The sequence below is a fragment of the Mycobacterium sp. IDUB_5 genome (assembly GCF_055419565.1).
Genome location: NZ_JBVAXX010000002.1, coordinates 201,122 through 221,186, shown reverse-complemented (window position 1 = coordinate 221,186; position 20,065 = coordinate 201,122). Strand labels below are relative to the sequence as shown.

The window sequence follows — 20,065 nt, the reverse complement described above, 5'->3', positions numbered from 1 at the left end:
CGAGGCTATTCCGCAGACCGGGTCAGTGCGCGACCGCCTTCTCCGCGCCGATACCGGTGAGCGACCGCACCTCCATCTCGGCGTTGACCTCCGGGTTGCCGCGATCCGATGAGGTCAAGGTGCCGACGATGCCGAGCACGAACGCCAGCGGGATCGACACGATGCCGGGGTTGGCCAGCGGGAACCAGGCGAAATCAGCGCCCGGGATCATCGAGGTCTTGGCGCCCGACACCGCGGGGGAGAACACGATCAGTACGAGGGTCGAGATGAGCCCGCCGTACATGCTCCACAGTGCGCCGCGGGTGTTGAACCGCTTCCAGTACAGCGAGAACACGATCGTCGGGAGGTTGGCCGCTGCCGCGACCGCGAATGCGAGCGCGACCAGGAACGCCACGTTCTGGCCGTTGGCGAGGATGCCCAGGCCGATCGCGAACACGCCCAGCACCACCGCGGTGATCCGGGAGACCCGGACCTGCTCGGCCTCGGTTACCTGATGGTTCTTCAGGACACTCGCGTAGATGTCGTGAGCGAAAGACGCCGACGCGGTGATCGTCAGGCCGGCGACGACGGCGAGGATGGTCGCGAACGCGACCGCCGAGATCACGCCGAGCAGGATCACGCCACCCAGTTCGAACGCCAGCAGCGGCGCCGCGGAGTTCACCCCGCCCGCGGCGGACAGGATGCGGTCGGGGCCGACCAGGGCGGCCGCGCCGTATCCGAGCACCAGCGTGAACAGATAGAAGGCGCCGATCAGCGCGATGGCCCAGACGACGCTGCGCCGCGCCTCCTTGGCCGTGGGCACCGTGTAGAAGCGCATGAGCACGTGCGGCAGGCCCGCGGTGCCCAGGACCAGCGCCAGTGCCAGCGAGATGAAGTTGATCTGCGAGGTCAGCGAGCCGCCGTACTGCGCGCCGGGGGCGAGCACGTCACGCTTGGCGACGCCTTCGGTGGTGGCGCCGCTGATCGCCGACTGCGCGGAGCCGAGGATCTCGGAGAAGTTCAGCCCGAACTTGGCGAGCACCATCACGGTCATGAAGCCGGCGCCCACGATGAGCAGCACGGCCTTGATGATCTGTACCCATGTGGTGCCCTTCATGCCGCCGACCAGCACGTAGACGATCATCAGCACGCCGACGACGGCGATGACGACGGACTGACCGGTGCGGCTCTTGATGTCGAGCAGCAGCGCCACGAGCCCGCCGGCGCCGGCCATCTGGGCCAGCAGGTAGAACAACGACACCGTCAGGGTGTTGGTGGCCGCAGCGAGCCTCACCGGGCGCTGCTTGAGCCGGAAGCTCAGCACGTCGGCCATCGTGAATTTACCTGTGTTGCGTAGCAATTCGGCGACGAGCAGCAGCGCCACGAGCCAGGCCACGAGGAAGCCGATCGAATAGAGGAAGCCGTCGTAGCCGTAGACCGCGATCGCGCCCGCGATGCCGAGGAAGCTGGCTGCCGACAGATAGTCGCCGGCGATCGCGATGCCGTTCTGCGGGCCGGAGAATCCGCGCCCGCCGGTGAAGAACTCGTCAGCGGTGGCGTTGCGCTTGCTGGCGCGGATCACCACGATCATCGTGACGACGACGAACAGGCTGAAGATCCCGATGTTGGCGATGGGGTTGCCGACGGTCGAAGACTGCGCCAGGACGGTGGTCATCGGAGGTCGCCTTCCAGTTCGGTGCGGATCGCCTCGGCGCGCGGGTCGAGCTCACGGTTGGCGAAGCGGACGTAGAGGCCGGTGATGAGGAACGTCGACAGGAACTGACCCAGGCCGATGATGAGCCCGACGTTGATGTCGCCCCACACCCTGGTGGCCATGAAGTCGTGGGCGAAGGCGCCCAGCAGTACGTAGACGGCGTACCAGACGATGAAGATCCCGGTCATCGGGAACACGAAGCGGCGCAGTCTGTTTCGTAGCTCCTGGAACTCCGGGCTGGCCTGGACTTCGAGATAGCGTTCCCCGCTGATCGCGTCCGGGCGGATGGGTAGGTCGGTGTCGGACACGGTGATGTCGCTCCTGACTGCTGTGAACCGGCTGTGCTCAGGACCGTAGTTGAGATGTGGGTCACAAAAACAGGCACAATCGGGTGAACACGATGAGGTCGGGCAGCGCTGCGGTGAGCGGTCGGTCGGCATCGACGAACGGCTGACAAGCGGCTTACGTGTCGGGCACGCGCTCGACGACCATCCCCAAGTTTTCCGGCAGGTGCATCCGCGCGAACGTCTGCGCCACGTCAGCGGGCACCGACTCGCGGGTCACGCGGCTGACCACGATCATCGTCGCGAACGCCAGCGGAACGCTGATCGCGGCGGGATACCCGATCAGCACAGCAGGCCACCCTCCGGCGACGTCGTCGTCGACGCCCCCGGCGACCGCAACCGTCACCGCGACGCCGGAGAGCAACCCACCGACGGCCAGTCCCCACCCGGCCCCCGCGGCGGTCAGGCCGCGCCACCAGATGCCCAGCACCAGCAGTGGGCACAGCGTCGAGGCCGCCACCGCGAACGCCAGTCCGACGCTGCGGGACAGCTCGAGCCCGCCGGATGCGGCCAGCGCCAACGGAATCGGGATCAGACCGCCGATCACCGCAGCCACGCGGAAGTCCCGCACGCGGCCACCCAGCACGTCGGTGGCCAACGCGCCGGCGAAGCTGACCAGCAGGCCCGACGACGTCGCCAGGAAGGCCGCGATCGCACCCGCAGCCACCAGCGCCGCCAGCAGCTGCCCGGCCGCGCCGCCCACCGCGGACCCGGGTGCCAGCAGCACCGCCGCGTCCGCGGTTCCGGTGATCAGCAGCTGCGGCACGTAGAGCCGGGAGAACACGCCCAGCAGCGTCGGGAACAGATAGAACAGCGCCAGCAGCGCGATGACCGCCAGGGCTGTGCGCCGCGCCGCCCGTCCGTCGGGGTTGGTGTAGAAGCGCACGAGCACGTGCGGCAACCCCATGGTGCCCAGGAAGGTCGCCACCATGATCGACACGACCTGATACATCGGATGGGCACCGCCCAACCCGCCGCCCGAGGCGATCCAGTCGGCCCCGGCGGCGGGGGTGCCCGCGACCACCGGTGTCGCCGCGCCCGCGGCCAGCCGCAGCGTGCTGCCGGCGCCCAGGGTGTGCTCGCCCGCGCCGCCGACGGGCGCCTCGGCCACCGGACGTCCGTCGAGCGTGCCGGTGACCGTGATGCCTCCCGGGGCGACCACCTGCACCACCACATCGGTGTCGATGGCCACCGTGATGTCCTGCGTGACGGTCGGGGGGAGCGGGCCACCGAGCTCACCGCCACGATCGCCGAGGAACAGACCCGCCAGCGCGAGCGCGGGAATCGCCACCGCGGTCAGTTTCAACCAGTACTGGAACGCCTGCACGAACGTGATCGAGCGCATGCCGCCGGCCACCACGTTGGTCAGCACTATCGCGCCGACAGCCAAGGGCCCCAACCACACCGGCGTCCCGAGCAGGGTGCTCAGCGTCAGGCCCGCACCCTGGTACTGCGGTACCAGATAGAAGACGCAGATCACCACCACGACGAGCATCGCGATCTTGCGCAGCCGCTGGGAGCCGAGCCGGAACTCGGCGAAGTCGGGCACGGTGTAGGCCCCCGAGCGGCGCAGCGGCGCCGCGACGAACAGCAGTAGGCCGAGATAGCCCGCGGTGAAACCCACCGGGTACCACAGCGCATCGGCACCGTACTTGGCGATCAGCCCCGCCACGCCGAGAAACGATGCTGCCGAGAGGTATTCACCCGAGATCGCGGCGGCGTTCCACTGCGAGCCGACAGTGCGGGAGGCGACGAGGAAGTCGGAGGTGGTGCGGGAGAAGCGGACTCCGTAGGCGCCGATCGCGATCGTGGCACCGGCCGCGGCCAGCAGCGCGGCGGCGGTCAGCGGTGAACCGGTCACGGTTCGGCGTCCACCACGCCGACGAAGTCCCTCTCGCCCTGTTCGGCGAGTCGCACGTAGGCCCAGCCGATGCCGTACAGCAGCGGGTACACCAGGCCGGCCAACACCAGCCAGTTGAGCCGCAACCCGAGCACCGTCACCGAGCTCAGGGCGGGGAACAGCGCGGTGATCACCGGGATCGCGCCTACCAGGCAGACCACCACCGCGCCGAGCCGCAGCGCCAAGCCGAGCTGCGCACGCACGAGCCCGCGCACCAGCGCGTCGCCCACCTGGGTCTGCTCTTGCACCTCGACGCGGGTGCGCACCATGCGGGCGCCGCGGCGGTGCGCGAGCACGACCCGTTGCCGCTGCGGGCGGTCACTCATCGCTGCCTCCCGGGCGCAGGCTGCGCATCGGGCTGCGCACCACCCGGTCCCGCAGCTCGCGGGCTTGGCGCCGGCTGACGGGCAGTTCCACCGCCGGTGACGCGCCGTTGTCGCGCAGGCGAACCAGGACCGCGCCGTCCGCGGTGCGCAGCCCCGTCACGAACGGCAGCGCGACCAGGTAGGAGCGGTGCACCCGCTGGAAACCGTGCTCGCCCCAACGGTTTTCCAGGGTGCTGAGCGGAATCCGCACCAGGTGCGCCCCGGACGCCGAGTGGAGGCGGGCATAGTCGCCTTCGGCTTCGACCCAGCTGATGCTCGTGCGGGGGATGAGGTGGGTGACGCCGGCGAGTTCGGCGGGAATGACGTCGGAGTCGGCGTCGTCGCGCTCGGTCGGAGTGTCGGCAGGGCGGGACGTGACGACGCGACGGACCGCTTCGTCGAGACGGTCGTCGCGGATCGGCTTGAGCAGGTAGTCGACCGCGCCGAGATCGAAGGCGGCGACGGCCTTGTCGTCGTGAGCGGTGACGAACACGATGGCCGGCCGCTGCGCGTAGTGCGCGAGCACCCCGGCCAATTCGATGCCCGACAGGCCGGGCATGTTGATGTCGAGGAAGACCGCGTCGATGCGACGGTGATTGAGCTCCCGCAGGGCCGAGGTCGCGTCCCCGGCGCGGATCACCTCGCCGATGTCGGGGTGACGGCTCAGCAGGTACGCCACCTCGTCCAGGGCGGGGACCTCGTCGTCGACCGCGAGAACGGTGAGGGATCTGCTCACTGCCTACACACGCCTAGCCATTTCGACCCACCCCGAACGTCCCTCCATCGGCCCGTACGCCGGATCGGAACTTGGGCACCCGCATGGTCACCTTGGTGCCGGCGCCGATCGCTGTCTCGACCACCAGACCGTAATCGTTGCCGAATGCCGCGCGCAGTCGATGGTCGACATTGGTCAGTCCGACGTGCGCCGAGGCGCCCTCGGTGCCGCTCGTGTCGCCGGTCGGCAGTGCGTCGCCCGTTCCCGAACGCAACACCTCGGGGTCCATGCCGACACCGTCGTCCTCGACCGAGATGACGCAGTCGGAGCCCTCGTCGCGCGCGATCAACTCGATGGACCCACTTCCGCGTCCCGCGAAGCCGTGCCGAACGGCGTTCTCCACCAACGGTTGCAGAGCGAGGAACGGGACCGTGACGGTGAGCACCTCGGGGGCCACCTGCAGCCGCACCCGCAGCGCGTCGCCGAAACGGGCGCGCTCGAGGGTGAGGTAGCGGTCGATGTTCTTCAGTTCCTCGGCCAGCGTGGTGAATTGGCCGGCGGCGCGGAAGGAGTAGCGGGTGAAGTCGGCGAATTCCAGGACGAGGTCGCGGGCGCGATCGGGGTCGGTGCGCACGAACGAGGCGATCGTGTTCAGCGAGTTGTAGAGGAAGTGCGGGCTGATCTGGGCGCGCAGCGCGAGGACCTCGGCGCGGTCGAGCCTGGCCCGCGAGGCGTCGAGTTCGGCGAGTTCGATCTGACTCGCGGCATAGCGGGCCACCTCGCCGACGGCGCCCAGCAGACCCGGACCCGGGGAGCGCGTCGTCACCACGACCAGGACACCCAGTACGTCGCCGCCGTCGGCGAGCAGCGGTTGTGCGACGACCGCTGAGGTCGGGGCGTGCCCCATCACACGGCGCTGACCGGAGAGCGAATCGCCGGCCGCTGTCGCACAGGCGTCACGCACGTCGGCGTCCCATTCGTCGCTGGGGTCGTCGGGATCGCAGACCAGCAGCTTGCCGGTGCTGTCGAACAGAGCGAGCCGGTCGGTGCCGGTGAGTTCCCGCAGGAACGGGGCCGCCTCGCGGGCGGAGTCCGGGGTCAGGCCCTGGCGCAGCGCACGGGCCGCGAGCGACGCGGTGTGCAGCGCGGCGTGCACGGCCCGCTCGGTCGGTGTCGCGACCACCCGCCGGGTGCGTAGCGCCAAGACGACCGCCGCCACCGCGATGACGATCAGCGCGACGGTCAGGGCGATGGCGAGCTGGCCGGACATGGTTCACGCTCCTCGCCACATATTCAGTTGTCGATGGTATGCCTCGGCTGTGCCTTGGCCGACTACTGCGCAGCGCGCGTCACTGCACCGGGCACGCGTACTTGCGGGCGACGTCGAACACGCGCTCCTGCGCGCCGGGGCCGATGACGCCCTGGGCCGCCAGCTCGAGGCCGATGTAGCCGGGGATGCCGCCGATGCACGCCTGATGCGCGACCCGCCACGCGGTATCCGGGTTGAGGTTGTAGCCGTTGCGCTGCAAGCCTTGCAGGTACGCGTAGAAAGCCGGCGTGCCTTGATCCGGGATGGCTTGGGCGGTTCCGGCGAGCGCCAGCGCCATGACAGTTGCTGCGGCCAGCGCGACGGCGATGCGCCTCATGGAGTTCTCCTCGGTGCGGTCACGTCAGGGGCAGGTCTCGATGTCTTTCTTGACGACACCGAAGGTGATGTCGGTCGTCGTCGTGAACGGTGAACCGGGCGGTGGCGTCGATGTGCAGACCACCCACGCGCGATCCAGAATCTGTGCGCGACCTTGACCGGTCAGATCGGTGGAACCGGAGAACCAGACCTGCCCGTCGGAGACCGATTGGATCTCGTCCTGGGCGCCCTGCAGATCCTTCCCGATGAGGTTCGGCATCGTCCAACTTTGCGCCGAAGCGGGTGCAGCGTATGCCAATCCAAGCCCGATCATCACGGTGGTGATCATCGCTAGCGGACAAAATTTTGCGGTCATCGTTCTATCTCCCCGTTGTTTTCACAGACCGACGGATGCCGCGCCGTACTGTGCTTGCGCGGCCGTGAAACCCTCGTACATAAGTTGGTTGATGAGGCCACTGCGAGAAAAGCCGGACATCTCTAAATACGACTTTGCCGACCTAGCTGCTTGAAGGTTCCAGTCGGCACCGATACTGTCGGCAGCCACAACTGCTTCGTCGGTTGAGAACCCTTCGTACTCCAGCTGATTGATGAGTCCGCTGCGCGAGAACCCGGACATCTCCAGATAGGACTGCGCCGATCGAACGGCACTTTGTTGACTGACAGGGCTAAGCGGCAGTTGATGAACTGGACTGTCGGCCGTGGCCGGTGATGCCGCAACGACGAATGCTCCGGTTAAAGCGCCGGCAATCCAGGCCGCCGCAACATAGGTTTTCATTCTTTGAACCCCCCAAGGCGCAGATATGGAGAGTACGTGGACGCCTGGCTATCTGTCAGCGAATTGCCAGAAACGGTGCCGACCGTCCCGCTGGAATGCGATCGCTGACGAGACGTCGACGTTTGCGCCCCGCATCAGGATGGGTTCAAGGCGTGGGCACGGCGCTTGTCCTGGGTCTCGCCCACGTTTGCTTATTGGCGGACATGTGCGGTCGCTACCTCAGGTCATGTTGTCCTTTGTAACCAAAATATTCGTGGTCGCCCTGCATACTTGCTGAGAAAGAAATGGGGGATCGAAGCAATGACTCAGCCTTCTCAAGCACCGGGGTGGTATCCCGACCCCCTCGACGCCAACCGGCAGATTTATTGGGACGGCACTGGGTGGGTGAACCCGACGACTAGTCGCGACGCTTCAAAGGGGCGGGATACGGCCGTCGCCATCGGTGTCTGTGTCCTGGCAGTCATTGGCCTGATGATGTCCATGCAATCGGCAAGCCTCCTCACCGGCACCGGCCCAATCTGGACCGGTGTCGGTCTGGCGGCGGCGGGAGTAGCTGTCGCGTTCTTGATGCGAGCTGTCGGGTGGGTTCGAGTCGTGGCGTCGCTCGCCCTGGCTGTTGCTCTCTTCAGCGCGATCTACATGGAGAATCAGCTCTCGCAGAAGCGAGATGAGATTAGCCACATGTTTGACGGCTAGCTAGAAGTCCGAGGTTGCGTGCCGAGCGCGTGGAGCCGCGCATCGCGTTTACGTAAGCTGCTGCAGATGACCGTGACGTTGTGCCTCGCGCAGGACGCAGACGCCGACGCTCTGCTCGACGAGAGCCCCTTCGCTCTGCTGGTCGGCATGCTGCTCGATCAGCAGATCGCCATGGAGGTGGCGTTCGCCGGGCCGAAGAAGATCGCCGACCGCATCGGCGGCTTCGACGCCGCGACCATCGCCGACTTCGACCCCGAGGAGTTCGCCGCGGTCTGCGCGCAAACCCCTGCGGTTCATCGCTTTCCGGGTTCGATGGCCAAGCGCGTGCAGGCGCTGGCGCAGACGGTCGTCGACGAGTACGGCGGTGACGTGACGGCCCTGTGGTCCGACGGCGCCGACGGTGCGACCGTGCTGCGTCGTCTCAAGGCGCTGCCCGGCTTCGGCGAGCAGAAGGCCAAGATCTTCCTCGCGCTGCTCGGCAAGCAGTACGGGGTCACGCCGTCGGGCTGGCGCGCCGCTGCCGGTGACTACGGCAAGGCCGGTGCCCACATGTCGGTGGCCGATGTGAAAGACGCGGGCTCGCTGCAGAAGGTGCGCTCGTACAAGAAGGAGATGAAAGCGAAGGCCAAGGCGGCCAAAGCTACGACCTGAGTTCACTTTCGAACGCGGTGTCCAGCGCCGCGAGCTCAATCAGGACCTCGGCCACTGCTCGACCCGCCGCGCTCGCGGTGTCGAGGCCGCTGGCCAAGCAGCGCAGCGTGATTGCGCGGCCTGTCAGGTCCGCCACGATGTGCGCCACCTCGGCCGACGAGCGCCCCAGACGGTCCAGGCTCACGACCACGACCGCATCTCCCGGGCGGGCATAACTGAGTAGCGCGATCAATCCTGGCCGCATCTTCTCCGCCGAACCGGCTGCCCGATCCGTGAAGATGCGCCGTGAGTCGACGCCCGCGGCGGCGAGTTCGGCGAGCTGGTCAGCGAGGTCCGCCGCCGGCCCTCCGGCCGTCGCGTACCCCAGCGTCACTGCCATCTCTTCACGGTCTCACGGGTACGCCGTCGTTCGAGAAGGGCACGCCGTCGAAGCGCTCCGACGTCACGAATTGCGCGACCGGCTTGCGGGTGAGCGTGCGGACCTGCCGTTGCGGTCGACCGAGCGGAACGACAGCGGCCAGCGCATAGTCGTCGGGAATGCCGAGCAGTTGCTTGACCCGCGGCTCCTCGGCAACCGCCATCGTCGTCAGTACACCGCCGAAGCCCTCGTTACGGGCGGCCAGCAGCACGTTCCAGACGAACGGGTACACCGACGCGCCGGCGATCACGCCGATGCGGTCGAGGTCTTGATCCGTCGCGGCCACCACGCCGAGATCGACACAGACCACCAGTACCACCGCCGCAGTGTGCAGCGGCGCCGTCATTGCGGCAGGCACCTCGGTGGCTGCCACCTGCTCAAGGGTCGCGCGCATGGGCTGCAACGGATTCCACGGACCTTCGCCGTTCGCGGACTGGGCTCTGTAGCGGCGCGCGCCGGTCTCGCTCAGGGTCGCCAACGCCACGCGCGTATCGAACTCGCGCACCACGATCACCCTCACCCCTTGGCGGTTGCCGCCCGTCGGCGCGAACCGTGCGTGGTCGAGGATGCGGTACAGCGTCTCGTCGGGCAGAGGGTCACCGGTGAACTGCCGGACCGCCCCCGTCGAACGCATCACCTCGTAGGTGTCCATGTGTGCCATTGTGATGTCATGAAGACTCACTTGAGCTGCCCGTGCGGCGAGGCCATCCAGGGCAAGGACGAGGACGATCTGGTCGAGAAGGCCAAGGCGCATCTGTCCGAGGTGCACCCCGGCCGCGACTACGACCGCGACGCCATTCTGTTCATGGCCTACTGACCACAGCGCGAAGGTGCACCCACGGTAGTTGCGGCGTCGTTGCCGCTACCGTGAATGCACCTTCGCGAGGGGGAGCCAGATCAGGGGACGACCGTGGAGCCGATCGTCGGCATGAACTGGCACTGCTTCTCGGTCGTGGTGACCTGACCGAAGATCGTCGACATGATGCTGCCGGAGCCGGTGTCGGCGATGGCCGTCAGCGTCGTCGGCCCCTGGGGGTTCATGTCCGGCCGGGGCTTCAGCGTCACGCTGCCCGACTTGCCCGTGGTGAGGTTGACCCACGTGGCGTTCAGCGGAAGCTTCTGCTCGGCCGCAGGACCGGGCGTGCCGATCGCGGTGAACACGTACGCCGTCTGGCCGGGGCCAGGTCCGGGTAGCGGGATCGCGGCCGGGCCTGCCACCGAGATGGCCGTCGCGAGCACGTTGCCGCCGTCAGCCAGGCAGCCGTTGCTGATCGAGGGATACAGGAAGTCCTGCGTCACCGGGGTATTCGGCCCCAACACGCCCCCGCCGGGCGTCGTCGCGGCGACCGGCGTGGCGGCCGGGGCCGCCGGATCGGGGGCCGGTGCCGGCGGGGCCGCCGGATCGGGAGCCGGTGCGGGCACGGCGGCCGCCGGGTCAGGCCCCGGCAGCGCCGCCTGCGGCGTCACCATGTGCGCCACCTCCGGCGCAGCATCCGGAGCCGGACCCACCGCGAACTCCGGGTTCACGCCCGCCGGGAGGTGAGCCTCCGCGCCGGGCACCGCCCCCGCCGCAGGAACGTGCGCGACGGGTTGCACGAACTGGTTGACCGCCGACGCCACGTCCCGCGACGGCGCCGGGGCCGCGGCGTCGCCGGCGAACACCGCCGCGGCGGCCATCAGCATCGACGCCGCATTCGACGGATCCGCCGCGGCCTGCTGGATGACCGGCCCGAGGCTCTGCACCGCGGGCAGGCCCGGTGCGGTGAGTCCGTCGATCGGCAGCGGCGCCACCGGATCGGCGTGAGCGACGCCGGTCACGCCGACCGCCAGCAACGCGGTCGATGAACTCACCGCCAAGGCGGTGGTGAGCATCGTCCTGATCGTTGACATGGTTCCCCTCGTGTCGGATGGGCGGTTATCGGGCGAGCTGAATCAGGGCAGGGCCGAGAGAAGCGGAGCCGCGACGGGAGCTGCCGGCGCCGCGGGCACGGCCGGTGTCGTCGCAGCGGCGGGCGTCGCCGCAGTGGCGCCGGTCGGCAGCAGGCTCGACAGCGGGGACCCGCCGGGCAGCAGTGAGGCCAGGCTGCCGGGCGCGCCGAGGACATCGGTCAGACCCGACAGCGGGGAAGCGGCGGCCGGCGTGTTGACCGGCGGGACGGTGGTGGTGTTGCCGGCCGGCACGGTGCCGGGGGTGGCCGTCACCGTCGGCATGGCCGCGGGCAGCGTCTCCGGCAGCGCGGCGACGGCGCCGGGCAGGGCGTTGACGCTCGGCGGCAGAGTCAGTGACGCGGTGGCTCCCGGGGCGGGGGCCAGCGGTGCGGTGGCGGCGCTCGTCGTCGCGGACGCGGCGGCGGGGGCGCCGCCCATCAGGTTGGCGAAACCCTGCATGAGCTGCGTCGCAGCCGCCGGGTTGGCGGCGAGTTGCTGCAGGAACGGCAGGCCGGGCACGGCCGGGGCCGGCGCCGGAGCGGGGGCCGGGGCCGGTTGAGCGGCTGCTCCTGCGCTGAGGGCAACAGCAGCCGTCACCGCTCCTGCCGCAGCAATCATTGTGGTGGCGAACAGTTTCCGGGTGCGGTGCATGAGAACTCCCAATCGATGTAGTGGCACGCCTGAACCCGAAGCTAGCCTGTTACTAGAGTTACTCAAGTGACATGAGTGGCATTTATTCAACCGTTACGGACGTGAAGGCAGATGGTGACCGATCGATAGAGTCGGAGCCATCGACACCATCGAGGCGGCAGCGGGCTCACGGTGGGCAGCCCGGCTGTCTGCCGCGGCCCCCGTGCTGCTGATCCTGAGCATCGGCGCCCGGCTGGCATGGACCTATCTGCTACCCAACGGCGCGAACTTCGTCGACCTGCACGTCTACGTCGGTGGCGCGGCCGCGCTGGACCGGCCCGGCACCCTCTACGACTACGTCTACGCCGACCAGACCCCGGACTTCCCGCTGCCGTTCACCTACCCGCCGTTCGCCGCGGTGGTGTTCTATCCGCTGCACCTGCTGCCGTTTCCGGTGGTGGCCTTCCTGTGGTCGCTCGGGATCATGGCCGCGCTCTACGGCGTCGTGCGGGTCAGCCAGGACCTGCTGACCGACACCGCAGCGGGCGGTGACCGGCGTGTCGCCATGCTGTGGACCGCGGTCGGCATCTGGACCGAACCGCTGCGCAGCACCTTCGATTACGGCCAGGTCAACGTCGTTCTGGTGCTGGCCATCCTGCTCGCGGTGCGCAGCAGACGCTGGTGGATGTCGGGGCTGCTGGTGGGACTCGCCGCGGGCATCAAGCTGACCCCGGCCGTCTCGGGTCTGTACTTCGCCGGCGCACGCCGCTGGGCGGCGGTGGCGTTCTCCGCCGTCGTGTTCTTCGCGACGATCGGTGTGTCGATGCTCGTGATCGGCCAGCAGGCCCGGTTCTACTTCACCGACCTGCTCGGCGACGCCGGGCGTGTCGGCCCGGTCGGCACATCGTTCAACCAGTCCTGGCGCGGCGGCGTCTCGCGCATCCTCGGCCACGACGCCGGCTACGGCCCCGCCGTCGTGGCCGGGATCGCCGTGACGGCCGTCCTGGCCGTGCTGGCGTGGCGCGCGATCGGCGGCGCGGCCGACCGGCTCGGCGCGATCGTCATCGTGTCGCTGTTCGGACTGTTGCTGTCGCCGATCTCGTGGACGCACCACTGGGTGTGGCTGATCCCGCTGATGATCTGGCTGCTGCACGGCCCGCTGCGCGCAGAACTCGGCGCGCGGATCCTGGGGTGGGGGTGGCTGGCGCTGACGCTGATCGGGGTGCCGTGGCTGCTCAGCTTCGCTCAGCCGACCATCTGGCAGATCTCCCGCCCCTGGTACCTGGCGTGGGCCGGGCTGATCTACATCGTCGCGACGTTGACGACGCTGGGGTGGATCGCTAGCCGAGGAGGCCGTCGATCTCGCGGGCCATCGCCACGTCCTTGTCCGTGATACCGCCCTCGGAATGGGTGACCAGCGCGAAAGTTACTGTGCGCCAACGGATGTCGATGTCAGGATGATGGTCGGCCGCCTCTGCGCGCTCAGCCACCCGCCGTACCGCCTCGATGCCGTCGAGGAAAGCGGGGAAATCCACGCTGCGGCGCAGGGCGCCGTCGGAGCGCTCCCAGCCGTCGAGTTGGGGCAGGACAGCATCGACATCGTCGTCTGATAACACGGCCATGGGTTCGACGGTATACCGTCTGCGGCAATGTCCACCCTGGTTGTCGTCGCCGGCGCGCTGATCGAGCAGGGCAGGCTGCTCGTGGCGCAGCGGGCCCGTCCGCCCGAGCTGGCGGGGTGCTGGGAGCTGCCCGGCGGAAAAGTGGGTACGGGGGAGAGAGACGCTGAGGCGTTACAGCGAGAGTTGTTGGAAGAGTTGGGGATCGAGGTCACTGTCGGTGCACGCCTCGGGGCGGATGTCGCGTTGAGTGAGACGGCGACGCTGCGGGCGTATCTGGTGACCCGCACCGGTGGGATGCTGCATCCGCACGACCATCGGGCGCTGCGCTGGGTCGTCGCCGCGGACATCGACGGCCTGCGCTGGGTGCCGGCCGATCGGGCGTGGCTGCCTGATCTGGCGGCTCTACTGCACGGCTGACGCGTCACGCGGTGGTTCCTTCGGTGTCGCGGATGAACACCCCCGCGGTGAGCGCGGCCAGTGTTGCCCGTGTCGTGCGCTCGGCGTCCTCGGCGTCGGGTGCCCCGCTGCCCGTCAGCATCCGGTAGTAGAGCGGCGCGGACAGATGGCGGATGACGTCTGCGGGGTCCGTTCCAGAGGGCCCTTCCCCCTTGGCAATTCCCTCGGAGATCGCAGGGGCGAACTCGTCGGTACGGGTCCGGTAAAACCGTGCGAGAGCGTCTGCGGTATCGCGGTTGCACGTCGCGGCGGCGATGATCGCGGCGAAGAGGCGCCCCTGTCGAGGGTCCGCGAGGGTGCGCTGGATCAGCAGGGCGATGGCGAGCAGGTCTCCGGGCAGGCTCCCGGTCGTCGGCCGCGGCGACGACGTGTCGGCCATGTCGACGAGCAGGTCGGCCACGAGCGCTGACACCGTGCCCCACCGCCGGTAGAGCGTCGACTTGCTGACCCCTGAGCGACGGGCGATCTCGCTGAGGTCGACACCCTCCAGGCCGCCGTCCACGAGGAGGTCGGCCGTCGCCTCGAGAACGGCCTCGCGCACCTGCGCGGTTCTGCCTCCGGGTCGGTGTGTCGCCATTCGATCATGTTAACGGGACAAGCGTCGCTTTAAGAATGAACATCTGATAGCTTCCTTAAAAGGAAATTCGTGCCATTAAGGAGGCGGTATGGAGTACCGACGTGTGGGCAACTCCGGCCTGGTGGTGTCCGAACTCGCTTTCGGCGCAGCCACTTTCGGAGGCGGTGAGTTCTTCAGCGCCTGGGGCAGCACCGACGTGGGCGAGGCGCGACGGCTGGTCGACCGGTGCCTGGACGCCGGAATCACGGTGTTCGACACCGCGGACGTCTACTCGGCCGGTAGATCCGAGGAGATCCTCGGGCAGGCAGTGAAGGGTCGGCGCGACGATGTGCTGATCTCGACCAAGGCGGCACTGCCGATGGGAGACGGCCCGGCAGATGCCGGAACATCACGAACGCGATTGATCACGGCCGTGGAGCAGGCGTTGCATCGCCTCGACACCGACCGCATCGACCTGTTCCAGTTGCACGGTTTCGACGCCCACACCCCCGTCGAGGAAGTCGTGGACACCCTGGATGTCCTGACCCGACAGGGCAAGATCCGGTACAGCGGAGTCTCCAACTTCGCGGGCTGGCAACTGATGAAGGCGCTGTCGGCGGCGGACGCGGCGCACACGCCACGCCACATCGCCCACCAGGTCTACTACTCGCTGATCGGGCGTGACTACGAATGGGACTTGATGCCGCTGGGCGTCGATCAGGGCGTTGGCGCCCTGGTCTGGAGCCCGCTCGGGTGGGGGCGGCTGACCGGGCGGATTCGCCGAGACTCGCCGGTGCCGACCCAGAGTCGCCTCCACGAGACCGCAGCTGCCGGCCCGCCGGTCGATGAAGAGTTGCTGTACGACGTCGTCGACGTCCTCGACGAGATCGCTTGCGAGACAGGCAAAACCATTCCACAGATTGCGCTGAACTGGCTGCTGCGCCGTCCGACGGTGGCATCGGTGATCGTCGGCGCCCGCGATGCCCGCCAGCTCGAGGAGAATCTCGGAGCTGTCGGTTGGGCGCTCACCCCCGACCAGATCGCGCGCCTCGATGCCGTCAGCGGACGGGAACCGCCCTACCCCCACTTTCCCTACTACCGCCAGGAGGGTTTCGCCCGCCTCAACCCGCCGCTGTTCCCCATCACGCATCACTGACCGTGATCGCGCCGGGCGCCGCCGGGGGAGCGGTCGAAAGCGCGCAGTCCGATCGCGAACGCGGTCTGGTCGTCGAAGCTGAGTGGATCGCGGCCGGTGATCTCGCGGATCCGCGCCAGCCGGTGGCGCACGGTGTTGGTGTGCAGGAACAGTGTGCGAGCCGTCTCGGACAGCGAACCGTTGGCTGCCAGGAACGTGCGCAGGGTGCGCACGTGCTGGGTGGCACGCTCGCGGTCGAGCCGATGCAGCGGCTCGATCAGCTGGGCCACGAACGGAGTCAGCTGCGCCTTCGGCAGCTGCTCGATCAGGCTCGTGAGCGTGCTGAGCTGATCGGGCCCGATGCTGCCGCCGTGCTGATGGGCCAGGCCCAGCGCAATACGAGACTGGGCGATCGCCGGGCCCAGCTCGGTGATCGGTACCTCCGCCGAATGGCCCGAGGGCAGCGACAGTGTCTCGGCGATAGTGTCGTCCACCCCGGCCTCACTGAGCACCAGACACACATCGGAGGCGTCGCCGACCAGGGCGTCGGGGAAGGCCAGGGACAGCAGGGCGCCGGCTCCACCGGGCCATGCGGACACCCGCACCGTCGCCGACGGTGTGGTGGGCCAGCGCAGGAGTTGATGCAGCGCGTCGGGCAGCAGCATCCGCCGTTCGACGAGGGAGAGCAGCTGGCCGACGCGCTCCCGGGCGAGGGCGGCCTCGATGTCGTGCTCGCTCTGTGCCGCTTGCACGAAACGGCCGATGGTCTCCAGCAGTGAGGGGTCGGGCGGCGCGCCGCGACCTATCCACACCAGTGCACCCAGGTCACCGATGGTGACCGTGACCTCGGTGTGGTCGTCGTCGGACGGCGGGCGGCTCTGCTGCTCGTCGAGAATGAAGTAACAGCCCAGCAGTTCCCCAGCCCGGTCGAGCAGCAGGCGGACCGGATCGCGCCGCCGCAGCGCCGCCATCATCTCGGGCACCAGAGCGGTGGTCGCGCGGGCGACGGCGAGTTCGGCGCCGAGCCGGTAGTCGGCCACGAAGCGGCTGACGGTCTCGAAGGGGACGTCCCGCGGCGCGATCACCACCGGCAGGCCGTGCGCTCGGCACCTGTCCAGGAGCTCGGCCGGGACGACGTCGTGCCCGTCACCGGTGCCGAAGCACACCCCTGCAGCGCCGCAGCGGGCCAGCGCGTCGGCGAAGACGTGGCAGTCCTGCGGCGTGTGCAGCGACAGACCCACGGTGCACACCAATTCCCCGCCCTGGAGATAGCGGGCCGGGTCCCGGATCTCGGTCGTGTGCACCCAGCTGATCGGCCGGTCCATGTCCTGTGGTTCGCCCGGCGGCTCGATCAGACCCAACGGCGATCCGGCCAGCAGGTCGCGCACCGTCGGTGCCACCGCGCCCGGGGCCGGCGGGTCGGTCATGGGCCGAGCGTAACGCCGTGGTCACATCGTCGCTGCGCGCCGTTGTGCGATCGTCCAATGCCGCACCCCGTGTGGGGTGCGATCGCAGCGTTTTCCGCGCTTCGGGTGGTGATCACGACAACGCGGACCGATAGTTCTCCCAACCCGGACCGAATGGGAGCACTCATGTCGTCATCGCTCGACAGCGTCGACTCGCCCTACGCCCTGCGGCGCGAGTTCTCGCTCTGGTCGGCGTTCGCCTTCGCGTTCGCCTTCATCTCCCCGATCGTGGCCCTCTACGGCATCTTCGGGCTGGCCCTGACCGCCGCGGGCCCCAGCTTCTGGTGGGGCTTCCTGCTGGTGTTCGGCGGCCAGTTGCTGGTGGCGTTCGTGTTCGCCACCCTGGTGTCCCGCTGGCCGCTGGAGGGCTCGATCTACCAGTGGTCGCGCCGGCTGTTGGGCACCGGGTACGGCTGGTTCGCCGGGTGGTTCTACATGTGGACCCTGGTGATCGCGATGGCGACCGTGGCGTTGGGGGCGGCGGGGTTCATCGCCGACATCGCCGGGGTCAGCGCTCCTTCGGGCGGTCTGCGAGCGGTCATCGCGCTGGTGATCCTGCTGTGCGGAACGCTGATCAACCTGATCGGTCGCGGCGCACTGAAACTGTTCATGACCGCGAGCATCGTCGCCGAGGTGCTCGGCTCGATCGGGCTGGGCACCTGGCTGCTGCTGTTCCATCGCAACAACTCAGTCTCGGTGCTCTTCGACGGCGGCGGCAGCGGCGTCGACACCTGGTCCTACCTGTCGGGGCCGTTTCTGATCGCCGTCGCGTTCATCGGATTCTCGTTCGTCGGTTTCGAGAGTGCGGGCGCCATCGCCGAGGAGGTGCACGAGCCCCGCCGGGATCTGCCCAAGGCGGTCCTGTTCTCGCTGACGTTCATCGCGCTCGTCGTCGCTTACTCGAGCCTGGCGATAATCCTCGCCATCCCTGACATCGACGCGGTGACGGCCGGTTCGGTCGCCGACCCGGTGTACGACACCCTGACCGCGGCGCTGGGTGCCGGAATCGCGAAACCGGTGGAGGTGCTGTTCGTCATCGGGTTCCTCGCCAGCTTCCTGGCCTTGCAGACCGCAGCGTCGCGCGTCATCTGGGCCTACGCCCGCGACGGCGCGCTGCCCGCATCCGGAGTACTGGCCCGCCTCGGTGGGGCCAACCGGATGCCCGTGGCGGCCATCGCCGTGACCACCGTCGTCGGCGGTGCCCTGTTCGGGCTGTCGATCGTCGCCGGCGACATCTACTCGCTGATGGTCAACTTCACCACCGGCGGCTTCTATCTGGCGTTCCTGTTCCCGCTGATCGGATTCCTGATCGTGCTCATCCGCCGCACCTGGACCGCACCGTCCTTCTCGCTCGGCCGGTTCGCGCTGCCCGTGGCGGCGGTCGCCGTGGTGTGGGCGGTGTTGCAGATGCTCAACATCTCCTGGCCCCGCGCGGTCTACGAACAGCGATACCTCGACTGGTCGGTGTGGATCGGAGTGCTGGCACTCGCGCTGCTCGGTGCCGCGATCTTCGCCGCGGTCCGGTCCCGCATCGTCGCCGTCAGCGTCGTTGAGGAGGCCGAATCCCTCGACGAGCGCGCCGACGAGGCGCGGCGGTTCCGGCAGTGAGTGACCGTCGCACTGCGGTCGTCACAGGGGCGGCCAGCGGCATCGGTGCCGCGGTCGTCTCTGCGCTGCGGGCCCGCGGGTTCGCAGTCGCCGGAGTCGATCTCGTCGACGCAGACGGCGTCGACCTCGCGGTGCGCGCCGATGTGTCCGACAGCGCAGCGCTCGCGTCGACCATCGACGAGGTGCGCACACGGCTGGGGCCGGTGACCGCGGCCGTCAGCGTCGCCGGACATTACGCGATGGCACCGGTCGACCAGATCGATGCGACGGCATGGCGGCGGATGCTGCGGGTGCACCTGGGCGGCTTCGTGAACCTCGCGCGGGCGTGTCTGCCGGACCTGGAGGCGACTCAGGGCTCGTTGGTGGCCATAGCGAGCGAACTCGCGGTCGGGGGCGGCGATCACGATGCGCACTACGCCGCCGCCAAGGGAGCTCTGCTGGGTGCGGTGCGCAGCCTCGCCGCCGAGGTGGCCCCGGTGGGCGTGCGTGTGAACGCCGTCGCTCCGGGACCCACCGAGACACCTCTGCTCGCGGCTGATTCCCCCTGGCGTGCAAGCGAATACCTCAGCACACTGCCGCTGCGCAGGCTGGCGTTGCCGCGTGAGGTCGCCCGATGCGTGGAGTACCTGGTGTGCGATGCGGGGTTCAGCGTCGGTGACGTGGTCAACGTGAACTCGGGAGCGGTGATATGACGACCTCTCTGACGGGCCGCGTCGCGCTGGTCACCGGCGCCGGGCAGGGCATGGGTGTCGCGCATGCCCGCCGACTGGCAGCCGCCGGCGCCACCGTGGCGGTCAACGATCTGCGCGAGACTCCCGAGCTCATCGAATTGTCCGACAGCATCAGCGGATTCGCGGTAACCGGCGACGTCTCCGATCCGGCCGAATGTGTGCGTATCGCTGATGCCGTCGCCCACACCGCCGGTCGACTGGACGTGCTGGTCGCCAATCACGCCTACATGACGATGGCGCCGCTGCTCGACCACGATGACGCGGACTGGTGGAAAGTCGTCGACACCAATCTCGGCGGCACCTTCTTCCTGATCCAGGCGGTGTTACCGCACATGCGCCGCCGAGGCGAGGGCCGCATCGTCGTGATCACCAGCGAATGGGGTGTCACCGGCTGGCCCGAGGCGACGGCGTACGCGGCGTCCAAGGCGGGGCTGATCTCGCTGGTGAAGACCCTCGGCCGTGAACTGGCCCCGGAGGGCATCATCGTCAACGGCGTCGCACCCGGTGTCACCGACACTCCGCAACTGGAGGTCGACGCCGCCGCAGCGGGGGTTGACCTGGCCACCGTGCACGCCCGATATGCCACTGCAATCCCCTTGGGGCGCATAGGAACTCCTGACGAGATCGCGGTGGCCGTGGAGATGCTCGCCGACTTCGAGGTATCAGCCGTCGTCGGACAGGTGCTGTCCTGCAACGGCGCTTCGACACGGTCACGGGTGTGAGACGGACG

At 68.6% G+C, this 20,065-nt stretch carries 25 protein-coding genes; 9 read left to right on the top strand and 16 right to left on the bottom strand.

Annotation, left to right across the window (positions count from 1 at the left end):
* Positions 1 to 22: 22 nt before the first annotated feature.
* The 9 genes from ACZY1G_RS06075 to ACZY1G_RS06035 all read right to left on the bottom strand — a co-directional run bounded on the left by ACZY1G_RS06075 (position 23) and on the right by ACZY1G_RS06035 (position 7,437).
* On the bottom strand, positions 23 to 1,654 hold the full coding sequence (locus ACZY1G_RS06075) for a solute symporter family protein (protein WP_463821885.1): 1,632 nt from the start codon (positions 1,652 to 1,654) through the stop codon (positions 23 to 25).
* A complete protein-coding gene (locus tag ACZY1G_RS06070) occupies positions 1,651 to 2,001 on the bottom strand; it encodes a DUF485 domain-containing protein (protein WP_463815516.1) in 351 nt (116 codons plus the stop codon). The genes ACZY1G_RS06075 and ACZY1G_RS06070 overlap by 4 nt, the downstream gene beginning before the upstream one ends.
* Positions 2,002 to 2,155: 154 nt before the next feature.
* The gene (locus tag ACZY1G_RS06065) at positions 2,156 to 3,898 is read right to left on the bottom strand and encodes a sodium/solute symporter (RefSeq protein WP_463821884.1); all 1,743 of its coding nucleotides are present in this window, start codon (positions 3,896 to 3,898) and stop codon (positions 2,156 to 2,158) included.
* Positions 3,895 to 4,263 (bottom strand): hypothetical protein, encoded by a 369-nt coding sequence (locus ACZY1G_RS06060; protein ID WP_463815518.1) that lies wholly within the window; start codon positions 4,261 to 4,263, stop codon positions 3,895 to 3,897. Before ACZY1G_RS06060 ends, ACZY1G_RS06065 begins: the two co-directional genes overlap by 4 nt.
* The gene (locus ACZY1G_RS06055) at positions 4,256 to 5,038 is read right to left on the bottom strand and encodes a LytR/AlgR family response regulator transcription factor (RefSeq protein WP_463821883.1); all 783 of its coding nucleotides are present in this window, start codon (positions 5,036 to 5,038) and stop codon (positions 4,256 to 4,258) included. The genes ACZY1G_RS06060 and ACZY1G_RS06055 overlap by 8 nt, the downstream gene beginning before the upstream one ends.
* A gap of 13 nt (positions 5,039 to 5,051) precedes the next feature.
* Positions 5,052 to 6,287 carry a sensor histidine kinase gene (locus tag ACZY1G_RS06050; RefSeq protein ID WP_463815521.1) on the bottom strand — a complete coding sequence of 412 codons (1,236 nt, stop codon included), beginning with the start codon at positions 6,285 to 6,287 and terminating at the stop codon, positions 5,052 to 5,054.
* Positions 6,288 to 6,366: 79 nt separating this feature from the next.
* A complete protein-coding gene (locus tag ACZY1G_RS06045; protein ID WP_463821882.1) occupies positions 6,367 to 6,663 on the bottom strand; it encodes a DUF732 domain-containing protein in 297 nt (98 codons plus the stop codon).
* Between the two features lie 24 nt (positions 6,664 to 6,687).
* Positions 6,688 to 6,921 carry a hypothetical protein gene (locus ACZY1G_RS06040; RefSeq protein ID WP_463821881.1) on the bottom strand — a complete coding sequence of 78 codons (234 nt, stop codon included), beginning with the start codon at positions 6,919 to 6,921 and terminating at the stop codon, positions 6,688 to 6,690.
* Between the two features lie 117 nt (positions 6,922 to 7,038).
* Positions 7,039 to 7,437 carry an Ltp family lipoprotein gene (locus tag ACZY1G_RS06035; protein ID WP_463821880.1) on the bottom strand — a complete coding sequence of 133 codons (399 nt, stop codon included), beginning with the start codon at positions 7,435 to 7,437 and terminating at the stop codon, positions 7,039 to 7,041.
* A gap of 300 nt (positions 7,438 to 7,737) precedes the next feature.
* Between ACZY1G_RS06035 and ACZY1G_RS06030 the strand changes: the two genes are divergently transcribed.
* On the top strand, positions 7,738 to 8,133 hold the full coding sequence (locus ACZY1G_RS06030) for a DUF2510 domain-containing protein (RefSeq protein ID WP_463821879.1): 396 nt from the start codon (positions 7,738 to 7,740) through the stop codon (positions 8,131 to 8,133).
* 66 nt (positions 8,134 to 8,199) lie between these two features.
* A complete protein-coding gene (locus ACZY1G_RS06025; protein WP_463821878.1) occupies positions 8,200 to 8,784 on the top strand; it encodes an HhH-GPD-type base excision DNA repair protein in 585 nt (194 codons plus the stop codon).
* Here the strand turns inward: ACZY1G_RS06025 and ACZY1G_RS06020 are convergent.
* Positions 8,774 to 9,163 (bottom strand): recombinase family protein, encoded by a 390-nt coding sequence (locus tag ACZY1G_RS06020; protein ID WP_463815523.1) that lies wholly within the window; start codon positions 9,161 to 9,163, stop codon positions 8,774 to 8,776. The two genes, ACZY1G_RS06025 and ACZY1G_RS06020, sit on opposite strands and share 11 nt — an antisense overlap.
* Positions 9,164 to 9,167: 4 nt before the next feature.
* Positions 9,168 to 9,854, bottom strand: coding sequence for a nitroreductase family protein (locus ACZY1G_RS06015; RefSeq protein WP_463821877.1), 687 nt, complete (start codon positions 9,852 to 9,854; stop codon positions 9,168 to 9,170).
* An 18-nt stretch (positions 9,855 to 9,872) separates the two neighbouring features.
* On the opposite strand from ACZY1G_RS06015, the gene ACZY1G_RS06010 reads away from it, so the two are divergent.
* Entirely contained in the window at positions 9,873 to 10,019 is a 147-nt protein-coding gene (locus tag ACZY1G_RS06010) for a DUF1059 domain-containing protein (protein ID WP_241207105.1), read from the top strand.
* Between the two features lie 80 nt (positions 10,020 to 10,099).
* Here the strand turns inward: ACZY1G_RS06010 and ACZY1G_RS06005 are convergent, their stop codons facing one another.
* The gene (locus ACZY1G_RS06005) at positions 10,100 to 11,092 is read right to left on the bottom strand and encodes an Rv1157c family protein (protein WP_463821876.1); all 993 of its coding nucleotides are present in this window, start codon (positions 11,090 to 11,092) and stop codon (positions 10,100 to 10,102) included.
* A 42-nt stretch (positions 11,093 to 11,134) separates the two neighbouring features.
* Complete coding sequence (locus ACZY1G_RS06000) at positions 11,135 to 11,782, bottom strand: hypothetical protein (protein WP_463815526.1); 648 nt, start codon at positions 11,780 to 11,782, stop codon at positions 11,135 to 11,137.
* Between the two features lie 121 nt (positions 11,783 to 11,903).
* Here ACZY1G_RS06000 and ACZY1G_RS05995 point away from each other — a divergent pair, with 121 nt between their 5' ends.
* The gene (locus ACZY1G_RS05995) at positions 11,904 to 13,154 is read left to right on the top strand and encodes a mannosyltransferase (RefSeq protein ID WP_463822213.1); all 1,251 of its coding nucleotides are present in this window, start codon (positions 11,904 to 11,906) and stop codon (positions 13,152 to 13,154) included.
* Here the strand turns inward: ACZY1G_RS05995 and ACZY1G_RS05990 are convergent.
* Positions 13,102 to 13,383: a 4a-hydroxytetrahydrobiopterin dehydratase gene (locus ACZY1G_RS05990; RefSeq protein ID WP_463821875.1), complete on the bottom strand. Its 282-nt coding sequence runs from the start codon at positions 13,381 to 13,383 to the stop codon at positions 13,102 to 13,104. The two genes, ACZY1G_RS05995 and ACZY1G_RS05990, sit on opposite strands and share 53 nt — an antisense overlap.
* Positions 13,384 to 13,410: 27 nt before the next feature.
* On the opposite strand from ACZY1G_RS05990, the gene ACZY1G_RS05985 reads away from it, so the two are divergent.
* Positions 13,411 to 13,800 carry a (deoxy)nucleoside triphosphate pyrophosphohydrolase gene (locus ACZY1G_RS05985; RefSeq protein ID WP_463815528.1) on the top strand — a complete coding sequence of 130 codons (390 nt, stop codon included), beginning with the start codon at positions 13,411 to 13,413 and terminating at the stop codon, positions 13,798 to 13,800.
* Positions 13,801 to 13,804: 4 nt separating this feature from the next.
* Here the strand turns inward: ACZY1G_RS05985 and ACZY1G_RS05980 are convergent, their stop codons facing one another.
* On the bottom strand, positions 13,805 to 14,416 hold the full coding sequence (locus ACZY1G_RS05980; protein ID WP_463815530.1) for a TetR/AcrR family transcriptional regulator: 612 nt from the start codon (positions 14,414 to 14,416) through the stop codon (positions 13,805 to 13,807).
* A gap of 88 nt (positions 14,417 to 14,504) precedes the next feature.
* Here ACZY1G_RS05980 and ACZY1G_RS05975 point away from each other — a divergent pair, with 88 nt between their 5' ends.
* Positions 14,505 to 15,551 carry an aldo/keto reductase gene (locus ACZY1G_RS05975; protein ID WP_463821874.1) on the top strand — a complete coding sequence of 349 codons (1,047 nt, stop codon included), beginning with the start codon at positions 14,505 to 14,507 and terminating at the stop codon, positions 15,549 to 15,551.
* Here the strand turns inward: ACZY1G_RS05975 and ACZY1G_RS05970 are convergent.
* Positions 15,545 to 16,957, bottom strand: coding sequence for a PucR family transcriptional regulator (locus tag ACZY1G_RS05970; RefSeq protein ID WP_463821873.1), 1,413 nt, complete (start codon positions 16,955 to 16,957; stop codon positions 15,545 to 15,547). The genes ACZY1G_RS05975 and ACZY1G_RS05970 overlap by 7 nt on opposite strands.
* A 165-nt stretch (positions 16,958 to 17,122) precedes the next feature.
* On the opposite strand from ACZY1G_RS05970, the gene ACZY1G_RS05965 reads away from it, so the two are divergent.
* Genes ACZY1G_RS05965 through ACZY1G_RS05955 form a run of 3 tightly spaced genes read left to right on the top strand, consistent with a single transcriptional unit; the run spans position 17,123 to position 20,057 of the window.
* A complete protein-coding gene (locus ACZY1G_RS05965; protein WP_463821872.1) occupies positions 17,123 to 18,604 on the top strand; it encodes an APC family permease in 1,482 nt (493 codons plus the stop codon).
* Positions 18,601 to 19,296 (top strand): SDR family NAD(P)-dependent oxidoreductase, encoded by a 696-nt coding sequence (locus tag ACZY1G_RS05960; RefSeq protein WP_463821871.1) that lies wholly within the window; start codon positions 18,601 to 18,603, stop codon positions 19,294 to 19,296. Before ACZY1G_RS05965 ends, ACZY1G_RS05960 begins: the two co-directional genes overlap by 4 nt.
* The gene (locus tag ACZY1G_RS05955) at positions 19,293 to 20,057 is read left to right on the top strand and encodes an SDR family NAD(P)-dependent oxidoreductase (RefSeq protein ID WP_463821870.1); all 765 of its coding nucleotides are present in this window, start codon (positions 19,293 to 19,295) and stop codon (positions 20,055 to 20,057) included. The genes ACZY1G_RS05960 and ACZY1G_RS05955 overlap by 4 nt, the downstream gene beginning before the upstream one ends.
* The last annotated feature ends 8 nt before the right edge of the window (positions 20,058 to 20,065 follow it).